At 74.8% G+C, this 17,993-nt stretch carries 9 protein-coding genes; 7 read left to right on the top strand and 2 right to left on the bottom strand.

Annotated elements, in window-relative coordinates:
• Positions 1–12: 12 nt before the first annotated feature.
• The gene (locus ACGFSH_RS00205; RefSeq protein WP_393343407.1) at positions 13–1,689 is read right to left on the bottom strand and encodes a protein kinase; all 1,677 of its coding nucleotides are present in this window, start codon (positions 1,687–1,689) and stop codon (positions 13–15) included.
• Between the two features lie 375 nt (positions 1,690–2,064).
• On the opposite strand from ACGFSH_RS00205, the gene ACGFSH_RS00200 reads away from it, so the two are divergent.
• From ACGFSH_RS00200 to ACGFSH_RS00170, 7 genes are all read left to right on the top strand, one after another.
• Positions 2,065–5,673, top strand: a complete 3,609-nt coding sequence (locus ACGFSH_RS00200) for an FHA domain-containing protein (RefSeq protein WP_393345428.1) — start codon at positions 2,065–2,067, stop codon at positions 5,671–5,673.
• Between the two features lie 146 nt (positions 5,674–5,819).
• The gene (locus ACGFSH_RS00195) at positions 5,820–7,202 is read left to right on the top strand and encodes an ABC transporter substrate-binding protein (protein ID WP_393343405.1); all 1,383 of its coding nucleotides are present in this window, start codon (positions 5,820–5,822) and stop codon (positions 7,200–7,202) included.
• A 70-nt stretch (positions 7,203–7,272) separates the two neighbouring features.
• Complete coding sequence (locus ACGFSH_RS00190; protein ID WP_393343403.1) at positions 7,273–8,553, top strand: carbohydrate ABC transporter permease; 1,281 nt, start codon at positions 7,273–7,275, stop codon at positions 8,551–8,553.
• 20 nt (positions 8,554–8,573) lie between these two features.
• The gene (locus tag ACGFSH_RS00185; protein ID WP_329417051.1) at positions 8,574–9,401 is read left to right on the top strand and encodes a carbohydrate ABC transporter permease; all 828 of its coding nucleotides are present in this window, start codon (positions 8,574–8,576) and stop codon (positions 9,399–9,401) included.
• A gap of 161 nt (positions 9,402–9,562) precedes the next feature.
• Positions 9,563–11,929: a CDP-glycerol glycerophosphotransferase family protein gene (locus ACGFSH_RS00180; RefSeq protein ID WP_393343401.1), complete on the top strand. Its 2,367-nt coding sequence runs from the start codon at positions 9,563–9,565 to the stop codon at positions 11,927–11,929.
• A 170-nt stretch (positions 11,930–12,099) separates the two neighbouring features.
• A complete protein-coding gene (locus ACGFSH_RS00175) occupies positions 12,100–14,343 on the top strand; it encodes a CDP-glycerol glycerophosphotransferase family protein (RefSeq protein ID WP_393343399.1) in 2,244 nt (747 codons plus the stop codon).
• 5 nt (positions 14,344–14,348) lie between these two features.
• Positions 14,349–16,604: a CDP-glycerol glycerophosphotransferase family protein gene (locus ACGFSH_RS00170; protein WP_393343397.1), complete on the top strand. Its 2,256-nt coding sequence runs from the start codon at positions 14,349–14,351 to the stop codon at positions 16,602–16,604.
• A gap of 7 nt (positions 16,605–16,611) precedes the next feature.
• On the opposite strand, the gene ACGFSH_RS00165 is transcribed toward ACGFSH_RS00170, so the two are convergent.
• On the bottom strand, positions 16,612–17,880 hold the full coding sequence (locus tag ACGFSH_RS00165; protein ID WP_393343395.1) for a hypothetical protein: 1,269 nt from the start codon (positions 17,878–17,880) through the stop codon (positions 16,612–16,614).
• Positions 17,881–17,993 lie beyond the last annotated feature (113 nt).

The following is a 17,993-nucleotide window of genomic DNA, read 5'->3' as shown; positions in this document are numbered from 1 at the left end:
CGGCGTCGGCGGTCAGTTCGTGGAGCCGCCGCCCGTCGAGTCGGCCAGATCGCCGATCCAGCCGGTGACGTCGCCGATCCAGCCGGTGATCAGGTGCCAGTAGCTCTTGCTCGTGCCGATCCACTCCTGGAGCGGGCTCAGCTCCCAGACCAGCCAGCCGGCCACGAACAGGATGACGATCGTGAACAGGCAGCCCTTGAGACAGCCCAGGCCCGGGATGCGCATCGGGTTGGCGCTGCGCTGCCGGGGCTCGCGCGGCTGCCGGGGCTCCGGCGCGGGCCGCTGCCGCGGCTGCTGCTGGGGCGGCGGCGCGTACCGCTGCGGCTGGGGCTGCTGGGGCTGCGGGGTCGCGTACCGCTGCTGCTGCGGATGCTGCTGGTGCTGCCCGGGGTAGCCGTAGCCGGGCTGCTGCTGCGGCTGCTGCCGGGGCTGCTGCGGCGGCTGCTGGGGGCGGGAGACCTGCCGCTGGGGGCGGCGGCGCAGCGGGTCGTCGTCGGGGTCGAGGTACTGCTGGACCTGGGTCTGCTCGTTGCGGTCGCGGGCGCCCTGCATCTGGGACTGCCAGGGGTGCGGCTGCTCCGGCGGCTGCGCCGGTCCGCCGTACTGGCCCGGCGGCACCGGCGGCAGGACGGCCGTCGGGTCGGCGGCCCCCTGCGGACCGCCCGTGCGGGGCAGGACGGCGGTGGGGTCGGCGGCGCCCGCGGGGCCCGCCGTGTGCGGCAGGACGCTGGTCGCGGCGTTCGGGTCGTAGGCGCCGCCGCCCGGCACGGTGGCGGGCGCCGGGTCGGGCGCGAGCAGATGGCCGACGCCGTCGGCGGCCGCGATCTGCATGGAGTTGGCGTGCACGCCGATGCCCTCGGCGACGATCCGCAGTCCGCGCGCGAGGTTCTCGGCGCTCGGCCGGTGGTCGGGGTTCTTGCTCAGACAGCGCTCGATGACCGTCCAGAGCGGGTCCGGGACCGTGGAGGGGCGGCGCGGCTCGGCGCTCAGGTGCTGGTGCAGGACCTCCAGGGCGGAACCCCCGGAGAACGGCGGACGGCCGGTGACCAGCTCGTACATCAGGATGCCGGCGCCGTAGACGTCGACGGCGGAGGTCTGCGGGCGGCCCTCGGCCGACTCCGGGGCGACGTACGCGGGCGTGCCGACGAACTCGCTGGTCCGGGTCAGGCCCGGGGAGTCGGCGAGGCGCGCGATGCCGAAGTCGGTGAGCAGCGGGTGCATCCGGCCGCCCTCCTGCTTGAGCAGGACGTTGGCCGGCTTCAGATCGCGGTGCACGACGCCGTCGGCGTGGCTGGCGGCGAGCGCGTCAGCGATCTGGGCGGTGAGCAGGGCCGCGGCGACGGGGGTGAAGGGGCCGTTCTCGCGCAGGTAGCGGTGCAGGTCGGGGCCCTCGACGAGGTCCATGACCAGGGCCAGCAGATCGCCCTCGACGACCAGGTCGCGGACCCGGACGATGTTGGGGTGGGTCAGGCGCAGCAGGACGGAGCGCTCGCGCAGGAACCGCATCACGACGTCGGGGTCGTTCGCGAGCTCCTCCTTGAGGACCTTGATCGCGACGGTCTCCCCGGGCTGGCCCGCGACGGCCGCCTCGGCGCCCGCGGTCTCCCGCTGGCGGGCTCGCCAGACGGTGCCCGTGGCGCCGCGCCCGAGGGGCTCCTCGAGCAGGTACTTGCTGCCTACCGGCCGCACGTCATGCGCTCCCTGCTGCTTGCTCGTCGGACTCGCCGGCCCTTCGGCCCCGCTCGTCCGTCCCGCCAGTGTTCCGACCACTGTAGTGCCGGGATGCGGACACCGGGCGGTCGTCGAGGTCGTCCCTCGCTCCGCGGGAAGACGCTCGGCCCGGTCTTCCCGGTTGCCCCGGCCGGACGTGACCGATCTCAACTGATCGTCGGTGACGCACCCGGCAGGCACTTTTGCGGGCAGAGCCGACCAATCAAGATCACTTGTCCTCGGGAGAGGGGCGCGTTGTCAGTGACAGGTGCGAGGATGCCTGGAGTACTGGCCGCTGTGCTCGTGTGGGGTGGGGGGAAGCCCGCGCCCGTGCAGAAGGGACCGCTGACGGCGATGCAGATCCGGCTGACCGTCGTAGACCCGACGGGCGCGCCCGCCGATTCCCGGCCCCGCGCCGCGAGCTGCGACGTGCTGGTCACGGCGCCCGCCGGCACGGCCCTGGCGGCGGTGTCGTCCGCGCTGGCCGCGGCGGTCTGCGGGGAGGGCGCCGCACCGTCCCCGTCCGCGGCGGCGGTCGTCCTCTACGCGGGCGTGGAGCGGCTGGACGCCCAGCGCTGCACCCTGGGCGAACCCCCGCTGACCGACGGCGCGGTGCTGTCCCTGGGCGCCCCGGCCGATCCCGAGTCGCATCCCGAGGTCGACGACGCCCCGGCCCGGCTGCACGTGGTGGCCGGTCCCGACGCGGGCGGGGTCCATCTGCTGCACGGCGGGCAGGTCCGCGTGGGCCGCTCGGCCGACGCCGACGTGCCGCTCGACGACCCGGACGTGTCGCGTCTGCACTGCGCGGTGACGCTGTCTCCGGAGGGCCGGGTCACGGTGGCCGACCTGGGCTCCACCAACGGCACCACGCTGGACGGCGCGCCGGTGCGCCAGCGTCCCGTCCGCCTGGCTCCCGGGGCCCTGCTGCGGGTGGGCGAGTCGGCGCTGCGTCTGGCGCCGCCCGGCGGGCCGGGCCCCCGGGTCGCGACGACGCCGGACGGCGAGGGCCATGTCCGCGTGCCCTGCGGGGGAACGGCGGAGCAGAGCGCGCAGGGTGCGCCGGAGCGTGTGAACGGCGCGGGCGCGCCGGACGGCGGCGGCGCGGGCCGCCCGCAGGGCTCCTCCGGGCCGGCCTCCGGCGCCACCGGCCCGGCCGGGCCCACCTCGCACGTCCACGGCACGGTCGACTGGAGCGGCGCTCCCGCGCCCCGGGGCGCGGTCCCCGAACCGCGCCGGCAAGGCTCCGGGGTCGGGCCCCTCGCGTCCGGCGTGGTGCCGGGCCAGGGCGCGGCCCCGCACATCGAGAGCCGCGCCGGCGGCGAGGCGCACCCCTGCGGCCCGGCCGTCCCGTCCGTGCGGGGCGCGGCCTCCGCCGGCGGAGGGTCCGCGGCGGGCGAGGCCGCGCCGGCGACCCACGGGGGCCGGGCCGGACTCGGCTCCTTCGCCACCGGCGACGACGCCGTCCGCGGTCCGCACGGCGCACCCGACGACACGGCCGCCCACGCACGCCCCTCCTCCCTGGGCGACGACCATGACGGCGGCGCCGCCGAGCACGGCCTCGACGACGGTCCGGGCGGTTCCGGCCGCCGCAAGGGCACCCCGCTGCGCGGCACCGACGTGCCCCCGGGGCTGCGCAGGCGCGGGGGCGGCCTGTCCGCGTGGGCGCGGCGGCTGGCCGGCGGCCGCGGCCCGGCGACGGACCCCGCGGACGCCGGAGCCGACGAGGAGCCGCAGACCGGAGCCGAGCCGCGGCCGGCCGCCGCGCCCACGCCCGCGGCCGCTCCCGAGACCTGGCCGGACCCGGCGGCGCTGCTGCTGACGGCGCTGGGGCCGGGCCCCCGGCTGTGGGAGCGCGGGCCCGGGCACCCGGAGGCGCTCGCGGTGCGGCTGGGCACGGCCGACCGGCCCGCGCCGGACGGCTCGGGCCTGCTGCCCGCCGTCCCGGTGACCGCGGGCCTGCGCGAGGTCGGGGCGCTCGGACTGGCCGGGCCGCGGCCGCGACTGGCCGGGCTGGCGCGCGCGGTGATCGCCCAGCTCGCCGCGCTGCACTCCCCCGAGACCCTGGAGATCGTCCTGATCAGCACGGACCGCGCGCGGTCCGAGGCGGAACGCACCGCCGAGTGGTCCTGGCTGGGCTGGCTGCCCCAGCTGCGTCCCGGCCACGGCCAGGACTGCCGTCTGCTCCTCGCCTACGACCGCGACCAGGCCACGGCGCGCGCGGACGAACTGCTGCGCCGCCTTGAGGACTGCCTGTCCGACAGCACGGCCGGCGACGTTGCGGCGCCCCCGCTGAGCGGCGCCGCCCGCCGCCCCTCCTGGGCCGTGGCGGACGACTCGGCCGACGGCGCCTTCCCCGGCCCGTACACGGTGGTCGTCGTGGACGGCGACCCGGGCGGCGCTGATCTGCGCGAGGCGGTGGCACGGCTCGCGGTGGCCGGTCCGCGCGCCGGCGTCCACGTCCTCTGCCTGGCGGAGACCCCCGCCGCCTCCCCCTCCTCCCCGGTCTCGCAGACGTACGAGGCGGCCTGCGCGGCGGCGCCCACGTTCCGCGCGTGCGGGGCGGTCGCCCTGCTGAGCGGTGACGTGGCGACGGCGCTGCGGCTGCTGCGGGTCGCGCCGGCCGGGGCGCGGACGGAGCGGCCCGGCCCGGTGGGCGCCGGCACGGTCGGCGCGGTGGACGCCGTCTCCCTCGCCTGGGCCGAACGCTTCGCGCGGGCCCTCGCGCCGCTGCGCCCGGACGGCGCGGGCGGCGACGGCGAGCGGCACCCCCGGGTGTCGGCGCCGCTGCCCCCTTCCGCCCGCCTGCTCGACGAACTGGGTCTCGCCCGGGCCACCCCCGCCTCCCTGATGGCCCGTTGGGCGGACGCGGCCGACGACGCCGACGCGCTCGGCGGCAGGGCGTGGGCCGTGCTGGGCGCCGGGCCGCGCGGCCCGGTGGGCGTGGACCTGGCGGCCGAGGGCCCTCACCTGCTGGTCGAGGGACCGACCGGCAGCGGGCGCACGGAACTGCTGCGGGCCGTCGTGGCCTCGCTGGCCGCCGCCGAGCGGCCGGAACGGCTGAGCGTCATCCTGCTGGACGGCCGCGACACCGTCGGCAAGGGCGGCGGCGGGCCCGGCGACGGACTGCGGGTCTGTACGGACCTGCCGCACGTCACCGCCCACCTCACCGCCAACGACCCGGTCCGCATGCGGGAGTTCGCGCAGTCGCTGAGCGCCGAGCTGAAGCGGCGGGCGGAGTTGCTGGGCCGTTCCGACTTCGCGGAGTGGCACACGCACCGCGCGGTCTCCGGCCGCATCGTGCCGCAGCGCACGGCCAAGCCCCAGCGCGCCGCGGGCGTGCCGCACGCCCCGGCCGCGAGTGCGGGCGGCGGCGCCGCCGACCTCGACGCCCCGCCGAGCTCCACCCTGCGGCTGCGTCCGGGGGCGGCGGCCCGTCAGCAGCAGGCCGAGGCCACGCCCCCGCTGCCCCGTCTGGTCGTGGTGGTGGACGATCTGGACGCGCTGGTCTCCCCCGCCCTCGGCTCGCCGGGCAGGCCCGCGGCCGGTTCGGTGATGCGCGCGCTGGAGGCGGTGGCCCGCGAGGGCGAGCGGCTCGGCGTGCACCTGGTCGCGGCGAGCGGTCCCGGCGGCCGTGCCGCGGAGTCGGAGCCGGCCCGCCGCTCCACGGTCCGGATCACGCTGGAGGCTCCCGCGTGCGGCCCGGACGCGCCCGCGCCGGGCCGTGGCCGCCTCAAGGGCGCGGACGGCCGGCTCACCCCGTTCCAGGGCGGTCGCGTCACCGGCCGTATCCCCCGCACGGCGACCCTGCGTCCCACGGTGGTCCCCCTGGAGTGGGCCCGGATGGGCGACCCGCCGGCCCGCAGACCGGTACGGGAACTGGGCAACGGGCCCACGGACCTGGCGCTGCTGGCCAGTGCCCTGGAGCGGGCGGCACGCCACCCCAGCCCGTCCGGCGTCCACTGAGCAGGACGCCCCCGGCGCCGATCACGACGCGGTCACGATCCCCCGCTTGACAGGGCGGGCGCTCTTGCCGACCCCGGTCACCCGGCGTAGACCAGTGCCACGGGACAGCGCTCAACGTTCGACGAGGAACGAAGAACGGGGCAGTGATGCGCAGCACGAGCAGCACCATCCGCACACGCAGGACCGTGAAAGCGGCCGCCACGGTCCTGGCGGGAGCCCTCGCGCTCTCGCTCACGGCGTGCGGCGGCGACGACGACAAGAGCAACGGCACCGACGGCGGCACGGGGACCAAGGACTCCGGCAGCACCCTCTCCCTGCCCAAACTGGACGGCACCACGCTGGAGGTGGCCGCGGTCTGGACGGGCACGGAGCAGGCGAACTTCAAGAAGGTGCTCGCCGAGTTCGAGAAGCGCACCGGCGCGAAGATCACCTTCGTGCCCGCGCAGGACCCGATCATCAACTTCCTGGGCTCGAAGATCGCGGGCGGTTCGCCGCCGGACGTGGCCATGCTGCCGCAGCCCGGCGCCATCAAGCAGGCCGCCGACAAGGGCTGGGCCAAACCGCTGGGGGCCGAGGCCCAGGCACAGCTCGCCAAGAACTACTCGCAGGGCTGGCAGGACATCGGCAAGGTCGGCGGCAAGCAGTACGGCGTCTACTACAAGGCGGCCAACAAGTCGCTGATCTGGTACAACGCCAAGGTCTTCGAGAACGCGGGCGCGTCCGAGCCCAAGACGTGGAAGGACCTGCTGACCACCGCGCAGACGGTGTACGACTCCGGCGTCACCCCGTTCTCGGTCGGCGGCGCCGACGGCTGGACGCTCACCGACTGGTTCGAGAACGTCTATCTCTCCCAGGCGGGCCCGGAGAAGTACGACCAGCTGGCCCAGCACAAGATCAAGTGGACGGATCCTTCCGTCAAGGAGGCGCTGACCACGCTCGCCCAGGTCTGGGGGAAGAAGGACTGGATCGCGGGCGGTGCGAACGGCGCGTTGCAGACCGAGTTCCCCGCCTCGGTGACCCAGACGTTCACCGGGGGCGACCAGCCGAAGGCGGCCATGGTCTACGAGGGCGACTTCGTGCAGGTCAACATCGCCGACACCAAGTCGAAGGTGGGCACGGACGCCAAGGTGTTCCCGTTCCCGACGGTCGGCGCCACCGCGCCGGTGGTCTCGGGCGGTGACGCGGCCGTCGTCCTGAAGGACTCCAAGGGAGCGCAGGCGCTGGCCACGTTCCTGGCCTCGCCGGACGCGGCGCAGATCCAGGCAAAGCTTGGCGGCTACCTCTCGCCGAACAAGAACGTCGACGTCTCCGTGTACCCCAACGACGTCCAGCGCACGATCGCCAAGGCGCTCGTCGCGGCCGGCGACGACTTCCGCTTCGACATGTCCGACCAGGCGCCGCAGGCGTTCGGCGGCACGCCCGGCAAGGGCGAGTGGAAGGACTTGCAGGACTTCCTGAAGAACCCGTCGGACGTGGCCGGCATCCAGGCGAAACTGGAGTCGGACGCGGCGGCGGCGTACGGGAACTGACGCGGCGATGACGACGCCCAAGGCGGCGGGGGCTCCCGGGGCCCCCGCCCCCCCTCGCACGCGCAAGAGCGTGACCGGCACGCGCAAGACCGTGGCAGCGCTGTTCCTGCTTCCGGCCCTGGTGCTGCTCGGCGCGCTCGTGGTCTACCCCATCGGGTACTCGGTCGTCCGCAGCTTCTACGACCAGTCCGGCGACGGTTTCGCCGGCGTCGACAACTACAAGGCGCTCTTCACCGACGACGGCATCCGCACCGCCCTGAAGAACAACGTGATCTGGGTGGTGTTCGCGCCGACGGTCGCGACCGCGCTCGGCCTGATCTTCGCGGTGCTCACCGAACGGGTGCGCTGGGGCACCGCGTTCAAGCTGGTCGTCTTCATGCCGATGGCGATCTCCATGCTCGCCGCCGGCATCATCTTCCGGCTGGTCTACGACCAGGACCCGGACAAGGGCGTCGCCAACGCGGTCTGGGTGGGCGTGCACGACACGTTCGCCGAGGCGTCGGCGTTCCCCAAGGCCCACCCCGGCCGCGACTCGCCCCTCACGGCCGACGACGGCGGCTTCATCACCAAGGAGCCCGTCAGGGCCGGCGTCCCGGTCCTGCTGCCCCTGGTCGGCGTGCCCCCCGACCAGATGCCCGGCGACGCGGACAAGGCCGTGAAGGCGCGGCCCGAGCAGGGCGCGGTCACCGGCACCGCCTGGCAGGACTTCACCCGCGGCAAGGGCGTCGGCGCCCTCGGCGTGCCCGACCCGTCCGAACTGGGCTACGCCGGCATGCGGATCGAGGCGGTGAAGGACGGCAAGGTCGTGGCGTCGGCGAAGGCCGGCGACGACGGCACCTTCTCGCTGCCCGCCGAGGCGGACGGGGCGCGGCTGAGGCTGCCCGCCGCCAACTTCACGGAGGCGTACAACGGCCTGGACTGGCTGGGCCCGTCGCTGGTCACCCCGGCGATCATCGGCTCCTACATCTGGATGTGGGCCGGGTTCGCGATGGTGCTGATCGCGGCCGGCCTGGCGGGCGTGCCCCGCGAGCTGCTGGAGGCCGCGCGCGTCGACGGCGCCACCGAGTGGCAGGTGTTCCGCAGGGTCACCATCCCGCTGCTCGCGCCCGTCCTCGCGGTCGTCGCCGTCACGCTGATGATCAACGTGCTGAAGGTGTTCGACCTGGTGTTCATCATCGCCCCGGGCTCCTCGCAGGACGACGCCAACGTGCTCGCCCTGGAGCTGTACCGCAAGGGCTTCTCCGAGGACCAGCCGGGTATCGCCAGCGCCATCGCGGTGCTCCTGCTGCTCCTGGTGATCCCGGTGATGTGGTTCAACGTGCGCAGGCTGCGGCGGGAGGTGCGGCGGTGACCGGGCGACTCGAATGGGTCATGAACAAGCTCAACGGGGGGCTGGTCCGCGCCTTCCTGATCGTCGTCGGCCTGTTCTGGCTGGTGCCGACCGTCGGGCTGCTGATCTCCTCGCTGCGCGCTCCCGAGGACATGAGCGCGAGCGGCTGGTGGGAGGTGTTCTCCAAGCCCTCCCAGCTCACGTTCGACAGCTACCAAAAGCTGCTGGAGAACGGCGACATCACCGGTTCGCTGGTCAACACCGTGCTCATCACGGTGCCGGCGACGGTGCTGGTCGTGGTCATCGGCTCGCTCGCGGGCTACGCCTTCGCGTGGATGGAGTTCCCGGGGCGGGACTGGTGGTTCCTGGCCGTCGTCGGGCTGCTGGTCGTGCCCGTGCAGGTGGCGCTCATCCCGATCGCCGAACTGTTCGGCAAGATCGGCCTGTTCGGGAACATCCTGGGCGTCATCCTGTTCCACGTCGGGTTCGGGCTGCCGTTCGCGGTGTTCCTGCTGCGCAACTTCTTCGCGGAGATCCCGCGAGAGCTGCTGGAGGCGGCGCGGCTGGACGGGGCGGGCGAACTGCGGCTGTTCGCCCGGGTCGTGATGCCGCTGGGCGGTCCGGCGATCGCGTCGCTGGGCATCTTCCAGTTCCTGTGGGTGTGGAACGACATGCTGGTCGCGCTGGTGTTCACCAACGCCGACAGCCAGCCGATCACGGTCGCCCTGCAGACGCAGGTGAGGCAGTTCGGCAACAACATCGACGTGCTGGCGCCCGGCGCGTTCATCTCGATGGTGGTCCCGCTGGCCGTGTTCTTCGCGTTCCAGCGGCAGTTCGTGTCCGGCGTGATGGCGGGCGCCGTCAAGTAGCCGACAGGGCAGGGGAGAACGGGGACGGGCCGGGTCGCCGGCCCGTCCCCGTCCGTTCACCCGGCGTCCCCCGTATGCCACGCGAACCGTAACCAAGTCACTCCATCGGCCGTTTCCGGGCAAGGCCCTGTCTTCCGCCCGCACCGACCCATGGATGTGCCTTGCCCAGGTTCAGTGTCATCGTCCCCGCGTACAAGGTTCAGGCGTATCTGCACGAGTGCCTCGAATCGGTGCTGTCCCAGTCGTACACCGATCTCGAACTGATCGCCGTCGACGACAGCTCGCCGGACGCCTGCGGCGAGATCATCGACGAGTTCGCGGCCCGGGACACGCGGGTGCGGGCGGTGCACCTGCCGGAGAACGTCGGCCTGGGGCGGGCCCGCAACGCCGGCCTGGAGCAGGCCACCGGCGACTACCTGCTGTTCCTCGACTCCGACGACACCCTCACCCCGGACGCACTGCGCGCGATCGCCGCCCGGCTGGAGCAGACGGGCGAGCCGGACGTCCTGGTCTACGACTACGCGAGCACGTACTGGACGGGCGAGGCCGTCCGCAACAAGTTCGCCGGGCAGCTCACCGAGGACGGGCCGGCGCCGTTCCGGCTCCAGGACCGTCCCGGACTGCTCAGGGTGCTGATGGTCGCCTGGAACAAGGCCTACCGGCGGGAGTTCGTGCAGCGCACGGGGCTGCGGTTCCCGCCCGGCTACTACGAGGACGCGCCGTGGACGTACCCGGCGCTGATGGCGGCGCGCACGCTGGCCACCCTGGACCGCGTCTGCGTCCACTACCGCCAGCGCCGCCGGGGCAACATCCTGTCCACCACGAGCCGGGGACACTTCGACGTCTTCGAGCAGTACGACCGGGTCTTCGCGTTCATCGAACAGCGACCCGAACTGGCCTGCTGGCGGCCCGTGTTGTTCCGCCGCATGGTCGACCACCTGTCCACGGTGTTCACCAAGCGGGACCGGCTGCCGCGCGGCTCGCGCGCCGAGTTCCTGCGCAAGGCCCGCGCGCACTACCGCCGTTACCGCACCCCCGGCGCGCCGGTCTCGCTGCGCGTCCGGCTGCGCCACACCCTGGTCCACTTCGGCGTGCACCGCACCTACCGGGCGCTGGAGGCGTCCATGACCCTGCGCAGGCGCACCCACAAGGCGGTCGCGAAACTCGTCCGCGCCCTGCGGGCGGCCCTGCTCCAGGCCCACTACCGCATCCAGCTGCGGCTGCCGCTGCGCGCGGACCGCGCCGTGTTCGCCGCGTACTGGGGCCGCGGCCACGGCTGCAACCCGGGCGCGCTGGAGGCCGCGTTCCGCGCCCTGGCGCCGCAGGTGCGCACGGCGTGGATCGCCCGCCCCGAGCACCAGGACGCCGTCCCGCCCGGCCCGCGCCGGGTGCGACCGGGCACGGCCGCCTACTGGACGGCGCTGGCCCGCTCCAAGTACCTGGTGAACAACGTCAACTTCGACCGGCGGCTGGTCAAGCGGCCCGGCCAGGTCTTCGTCCAGACCCAGCACGGCACGCCCCTCAAGCACATGGGCCTCGACCTCCAGGACCGTCCGGCGGCCGCCCGCGGCATGGACTTCGACGAGCTGCTGCGGGGCGTCGACAAGTGGGACTACGTCCTGTCCGCGAACCGCCACACCACGCTCACCTGGGAGCGGGTCTACCCGGGCGGCTACGAGACCCTCGAGTACGGCTATCCCCGCAACGACGTCTTCCAGCAGGCGACGCAGCGGGACGTGGCCCGGCTGCGCGAGTCCCTCGGCATCCCCCGTGACGCGGTCGCCGTCCTGTACGCGCCCACCCACCGCGACTACCGCCGCACCCAGCGCTGCCCGCTCGACCTGGAGCGCGTCATGCGCCGGCTGGGCCCGCGCTTCGTGATCCTGGCCCGCGCCCACTACTGGCAGGACCCGCTCGTCGACCGCCCCGCGCCCGGCATCGTCGACGTCAGCGGACACCCGAGCGTGGAGGACCTCTGCCTCGCCTCGGACGCCCTGGTCACCGACTACTCGTCGCTGATGTTCGACTACGCCAACCTGGACCGCCCGATCGTGGTGCACGCCGACGACTGGGAGGCCTACGAGGCGGCCCGCGGCACCTACTTCGACCTGCGGTCCTTCCCGCCGGGCGCGGTCGCGCGCAGCGAGGACGAACTGGTCGACATCTTCACCACCGGTCACTGGCGCGGCTCGCGCTCGGCGCAGCTGCGCGCCGCGTTCCGCGAGCGGTTCTGTCCGCACGACGACGGCCGCGCCGCCGAGCGCGTGGTGCGGCGGGTAGTGCTGGGCGAGCGCGAGCCGCTCCCGGTGACGCCGCTCGCCGAGCGCCGGCCCGCACCGTCGGCCGCTGCGGCGGGGGCGGGGGCTGCGGGGGTGGTGCCGGCGCCCGCCGCGGGCGGATCGCCCGCCGGGCCGGCCGCCGGGTCCGCCGCCGAGCCGCAGGGGGCGCAGGGAACGCCGTCGGGGCGTGCGGCGCGGGCCGTCGTGCCGCGGCCCGCCGGCCCGCGTTCCGTCGCCGACCGCCGCTGACCCGCCGTCCGCCCCACGGGAGTCCGCATGCCCACCGGTTCGTCACGGCCCACCCCGACCCGGCCGTCCACCTGGCGCCCGACCGGGCGCCCCGGCCGCGGTCGTACGGCCTGAGCACCAGGCACCAGGCACCGCACCGACACGACACGACACGACACAGAAAGAACAGCATGCCCCGCTTCAGCATCATCGTCCCGTCCTACGGGGACGGGGGTCCCCCCGGCCGTGTGGACACGAGAGTGGGGGAGGGCCGGCTGTCCCTGGCGCTGGACTCCGTCCTCGCCCAGTCCTACGACGACGTCGAGGTCATCGCGGTCGCCGACGCGCCCGACTCGGTCGCCGCCGCCGTCGCCGCCCGCCACGCGCGGCGCGACCCCCGGGTGACGCCCGTGCGGTCACGGCCGGCGCAGGGCCTCGCCGGCGCGCGCAACGCCGGGATGCGGGCGGCGACCGGCACATACCTGCTGTTCCTCGACGGCGACGACACCCTCGCCCCGGGCGCCCTGGCGGCGCTGGACGCCCGTCTCACCGAGACCGGCGACGTGGACGTCCTGTACGCCGAGCACGAGCGCGTCCCCTGGTGGGAGGGCGAGGCCACGAACCCGGCGGCGGCGCTGCTGGCGACCGCGCCGAAGGACGCGTTCGCCCCCGTCGAGGCACCCCATGTGACCGGGGTGCGGCTGCCGGCCTGGGGCACCCTCTACCGCAGGTCGTTCCTCGACCAGCACGCACTCGTCTTCCCCGACGGGCCCTTCACCGACGTCGGCTTCGGCGGGCTGGCCGGCGTGCACGCGGGCCGGGTCGCGGTGCTGCGGTCGGTCGTCGTACGGCATCTGCTGCGGCGCCAGGGCGACCCGCTGAACCAGCCGGGCGCCCACCACATGGACCTGCTGGCGCAGATCGAGCTGGTGCTGACGCGGGCGGCCGACACCGGACTGTCCGAGGACCGGTCGGGCCCGCTGTTCGAGCAGCTCTTCGCGGCCGCCCTGAAGACCGCCGCGCACCCCACCCGGCTGGCCGGGCGGCGCCGGGCCTTCTTCCGGCGCGCGGGCAGGCTGTACCGGCGGCACCGCCCGGCCGGATTCCGCCGCCCCGCCGGCAGCCTCGGCGTGCAGCACCGCCTGCTGGCGACGGGCGCGTACACCGCGTTCCGTGCGCTGCGCGGCGCCAACCGCAAGGCCGCGGCCGCCGTCCGGCGGATGCCCCGCGCCCGCACGCTGCGCACCCGGCTGTACTACCGCGGCCAGCTGCTGCGCCCCCTCGACCCCGGCCTGGCCGTGTACTGCGCCTACTGGGGCCGCGGTTACGCCTGCAACCCGGCCGCGATCCACGCCAAGGCCGCCGAACTCGCCCCGCACATCCGCTCGGTGTTCCTCGTCGAGGCCGGCCAGGAGCACACCCTGCCGGAGGGCGTCGAGCACGCCGTCATCGGCAGCCGCCGCTACTGGCAGGTGCTGGCCCGCGCCACCTACCTCGTCAACAACGCCAACTTCGAGGGCGCCGTCGTCAAAAGGCGGGGCAGCGTGCACCTGTCGACGCAGCACGGCACCCCGCTGAAGAAGATGGGCATCGAGCAGGCCGACCACCCAGTGGTCGCCGCCGCCACCGGCAGCTTCGACCGGCTGCTCGGCCGGATCGACCGCTGGGACTACAACCTCAGCTCCAACCGGCTGTCCACCGAGGTGTGGGAGCGGTCCTTCCCGTCCTCGTACGAGATGCTCGAGTACGGCTATCCCCGCAACGACGTCTACTACACCGCGACGGCGGACGACGTGCGCCGGGCGCGCGAGCGGCTCGGGGTGCCCGAGGGCCGGACCGCTGTCCTGTACGCGCCCACCCACCGCGACCACGACGCCGGCTCCGACACCCGCCTCGACCTCGGGGCACTGTGCGACGCCCTCGGCGACGGCTTCGTCGTCCTGCTGCGCGCCCACTACTTCCACGACGACGACCGGGCCCGCGCGCGCGACGGGCGGATCATCGACGTCACCGGGCACCGCTCGTCGGAGGACGTCTGCCTCGCGGCGGACGCCCTGGTCACCGACTACTCGTCGATCGTGTTCGACTACGCCAACCTCGACCGTCCCGTGGTCGTGTACGCCGACGACTGGGACGTGTACCGCGAGACGCGCGGGGTGACCTTCGACCTCCTCGCCAGTCCGCCGGGCCCGGTCGCCCTCACCCCCGAGGAACTGGCCGACGTCTTCCGCTCCGGCCGCTGGGCGGGTCCCGAGGCGGACGGGCTGCGCGCCCGCTTCCGCGCCCGGTTCTGCGAGTTCGACGACGGCCGCGCCGCCGAGCGCGTCGTGCGCCGGGTGCTGCTCGGGGAGCCGGCCGAGCGCATCGAGCCCGCCGTCCCGCTCCCCCGGCGCACGCCCGCGCCCGCCGCCGTGCCGACCTCTCCGAGGAGCTGACCCACGTGCCCCGCTTCAGTGTCATCGTCCCCGTCTTCAAGGTGCAGGGCTTCCTGCGCGAATGCCTCGACTCCGTGCTCGGCCAGTCGTTCGGCGACCTCGAGGTGATCGCCGTCGACGACTGCTCGCCCGACGGCTGCGGAGCGATCCTCGACGAGTACGCGGCGCGCGACCCGCGGCTGAAGGCCGTCCATCTGCCGGAGAACGTCGGTCTGGGCCGCGCCCGCAACGCGGGCCTGCCGCACGCCACCGGCGATTACGTCCTGTTCCTCGACAGCGACGACCGCTACACCCCCGGGCTGCTGCGCGCGGTCGCCGACCGGCTCGACGCGACCCGCGACCCCGACATCCTGGTCTTCGACCACGTCCGCACCCACTGGTGGGGCCGGGCGGGCCGCAGCGACGCGGCGGGCCTCCTCGAGCAGGCCGGCGCCGGCACCTTCGCGGTCCGCGAGCACCCCGAGTACCTGCGGCTGTTCCTGGTCGCCTGGAACAAGGCCTACCGGCGGGACTTCTTCGTCGGCCACGGCTTCCAGTACCGGCCGGGGCTGTACGAGGACGCGCCCGTCACCTACCAGACGATGGTCACGGCCGAGCGGATCGCCTGTCTGGACCGGGTGGGCGTCGAGTACCGGCAGCGACGCCAGGGCGCGATCACCCGGACCCCCGGACGCCGGCACTTCGACATCTTCGAGCAGTACGAGGGGCTGTTCGCGTACCTCGCCGAGCGGCCCGGCCTCGACTGGGCGCGGCCGCTGCTGTTCGAACGGGCGCTGGACCACATGCTGTTCACGGTGGCACGCCCCGAACGGGTGCTGCGCGGCGACCGCAAGGAGTTCTACCGCCGGATCCGGGCCTTCTACCGCCGGCACGTGCCGCCGGGATTCGTGCCGCCGCCGGACAGCCGCCGCGCGGAGATCCGGCTGCTGGGGCTCGCCCCCTACCACCGCGCCCACCTGGGCCTCGGCCTGTGGCGGCGCGGCTGGCTCGCGGCGGGGCGCAGGGCGGCCCTGCTGCGCGAGGTGCTCGCCCGGCGGGTCAGGCGGTGCTGGTACCGCCTCCAGCTGCGGCTGCCGCTGGACTCCTCCCTCGCCGTGTACTCCGCCGGGCACAGCCGTGCGGTGACCGGCGACCCGCTGGCGGTCCAGGAGCGGGCCGCCGCACTCGCCCCGCACGTGCGGGGGGTGTGGGTCGTCCATCCGGACGCGGTGGACGAGGTGCCGCCGGGGACCGACTTCGTGACGACGGGGTCCTGGCGCTACTACCGGGTGATGGCCCGCGCCAAGCACTGGGTCAACGACTGCAACTGGGCCGGCGACCTGGTCAAGCGCCGGGGTTCGGTGCACGTCCAGACCCACCGCGGCACCCCGCTCAAGTACATGGCGCTGGACCTCCTCGACCGGCCGGGCGCCCGGCACGGGTCCGACGTGCGCGGCATGCTCCGGCGCAGCGACCGCTGGGACGTCAGCCTGGCCGCCAACCGGCACTCCGAGGAGGTCTGGCAGCGGGCCTACCCGTGTCACTTCGCGTCGCTGCGCAGCGGGAGCCCCCGCAACGACGTCCTGGTGCGGGGCGGGGACGGGCGCGGTGCGCGGCTGCGGGCGCGGCTGGGCGTCGAGGCGTCGGAGACGGTCGTGCTGTACGCGCCGACCCCGCGCGACTACCGCAAGGGCCGTCATGTCTGGCGGGTCGACCTGGAGAACCTGGCGGCCTCGCTCGCCCCCGGTCACCGCCTCCTGGTGCGGCTGCATCCCGGCCTGGCCCGGCACCACGAGCGGGCGCTGGTGCTGCGCGACCTGCACCGGCGCGGCGCGCTGATCGACGTCACCGACGAGCGGCACGTGGAGGACGTGCTGCTCGCCGCGGACGCGCTGGTCACCGACTATTCGGCGCTGATGTTCGACTACGCCCTGCTGGACCGGCCGATCGTGGTGCACGCCGACGACTGGGCCGCCTACCGGGCGGCCCGGGGCGCCTACTTCGACATCACCGCCGAGCCGCCGGGACATGTGACGCGCTCGGACGAGGAGTTGGTGAAGACGTTCACCTCGGGGGCCTGGCGGGACGCCGAGTCGGCCCGGCTGCGGGCGGCGTTCCGGGAGCGGTTCTGCGAGTTCGACGACGGCCGGGCCGCGGAACGCGTGGTGCGGCGGGTCCTGCTGGGCGAGGCGCCGGGCACGGCGGGCGGCGACGACGCCGGCGCCGTCGTCAGGATCCCCGGGGCCGCCGGCCGCTCGGCGCGGCTGCCGGAGTACAGCTGAGCGTCGGTCAGCGGGCGGCCGGGGCCGGGACGCGCCGGTCGTCCGCGTGCGGGGGCCCGGCCGCGCCCGGCTCCGGCCCTCGTGCGACGCGGCGGCGCACATGGCTCTCCAGCAGCAGCGGGATCCCGCACACGGGCAGCAGCATCGCCATCACCATCAGCCGGGGCCCGACGGACATCTCGGGGTGGCCGGCCTGGTTGGCCAGGCCGGCCAGGGCGATGCCGGCGAGCACGCAGGCGAACGGCCGGTGGTGGCGGGCGGCGCCCCACGCCCCGCCGACGAGCAGCAGCAGGACCAGGGGCTGCGTGAGCGCGTCGCGCAGCCATTCCCGCCAGAAGGCGAGGCTCAGCCGCCAGAACTCGGGCCCCGGGTCGCCGACCGGGCTCCTGGTGTAGTGCACGGAGAGCAGTTCCTGGAGGCTCTCCCCGGTGCTGGGCAGCCCGAAGACGGCGACGACCAGCTCGATCCCCGCGGCGAGCGCCGCGGCCGTCACGAGGAGCACCCGCTCCGGGCGCGGCGGACGCTCTCCGCGCAGCCGGCGCGCGCCCAGGAGCACCGCCGCCATGACGGCGATCGCGGCGACGGCGAGCAGCGTCTGCGCGTATTTGACGACCGCCGCGGCCGCGAAGGCCACGACGGCGATCGCCGTCCCCGACGCCACGCGCCCCTGGAGCAGGCGGGCGCAGCCGAGGAGTGCGGCGAGCAGCAGGCACAGCAGCAGCCCCTCGCACTGGGGCAGCATGGCCTCCTTCCCCGTCGGCAGCGCGTAGTAGAGCACCTGCCCGGTCAGGGCCAGGGGAACGGACACCCCCAGCGTGCGCAGGACGAGCACGACGAGGCCGCTGCCCGCGACGGTCGCCACGAGCGCGGCCAGCCACAGACCGGCGACCGGCCCGAGCCCGCTGACGAAGGGCACGGTGAACAGGGGATAGCCGGGCCTGGTGGCGAAGATCTCGGACATCCGCGGGTCGCTGAAGAGCGCCATGTACCCGGTGACGTCCTCGCGCCGGGCGTTGCGCGCGACGCGCTCCCCCATCGTCCGCCGGCACTCCCGCTCGGCGCTCCGGCCGGCGTCGTGCTCGCGGTAGTGGGCGAGGTCGGCGCTGTCGTGCTGCGCCGAACCGACCCGCACGCTGTCGCAGAAGTAGTCCAGCGCCCGCCGGGAGGCCTCCTCGCGGCCGAGCCCTTGCAGCATGTAGCTGTGCGCCAGGTACTGGCGGGTGTCCATGACCGCGCGGCCCTGCGTCCGGTCCGACTGCGCGGCGGCGAACAGCAAGGCGAGGACGAAGAACCAGAGCAGGAGGACGCGTCGCTGGTTCGGCCGGGACGAGCGAGCCGACGAAGCCGACGGAGGCGACGGGGACGGCGGGGATGCCGAGGACGACGGCG

The organism is Streptomyces sp. NPDC048481 (assembly GCF_043200075.1).
In the GTDB taxonomy this organism is placed as follows: domain Bacteria; phylum Actinomycetota; class Actinomycetes; order Streptomycetales; family Streptomycetaceae; genus Streptomyces.
This window is presented reverse-complemented; position numbering and strand designations above follow the sequence as displayed.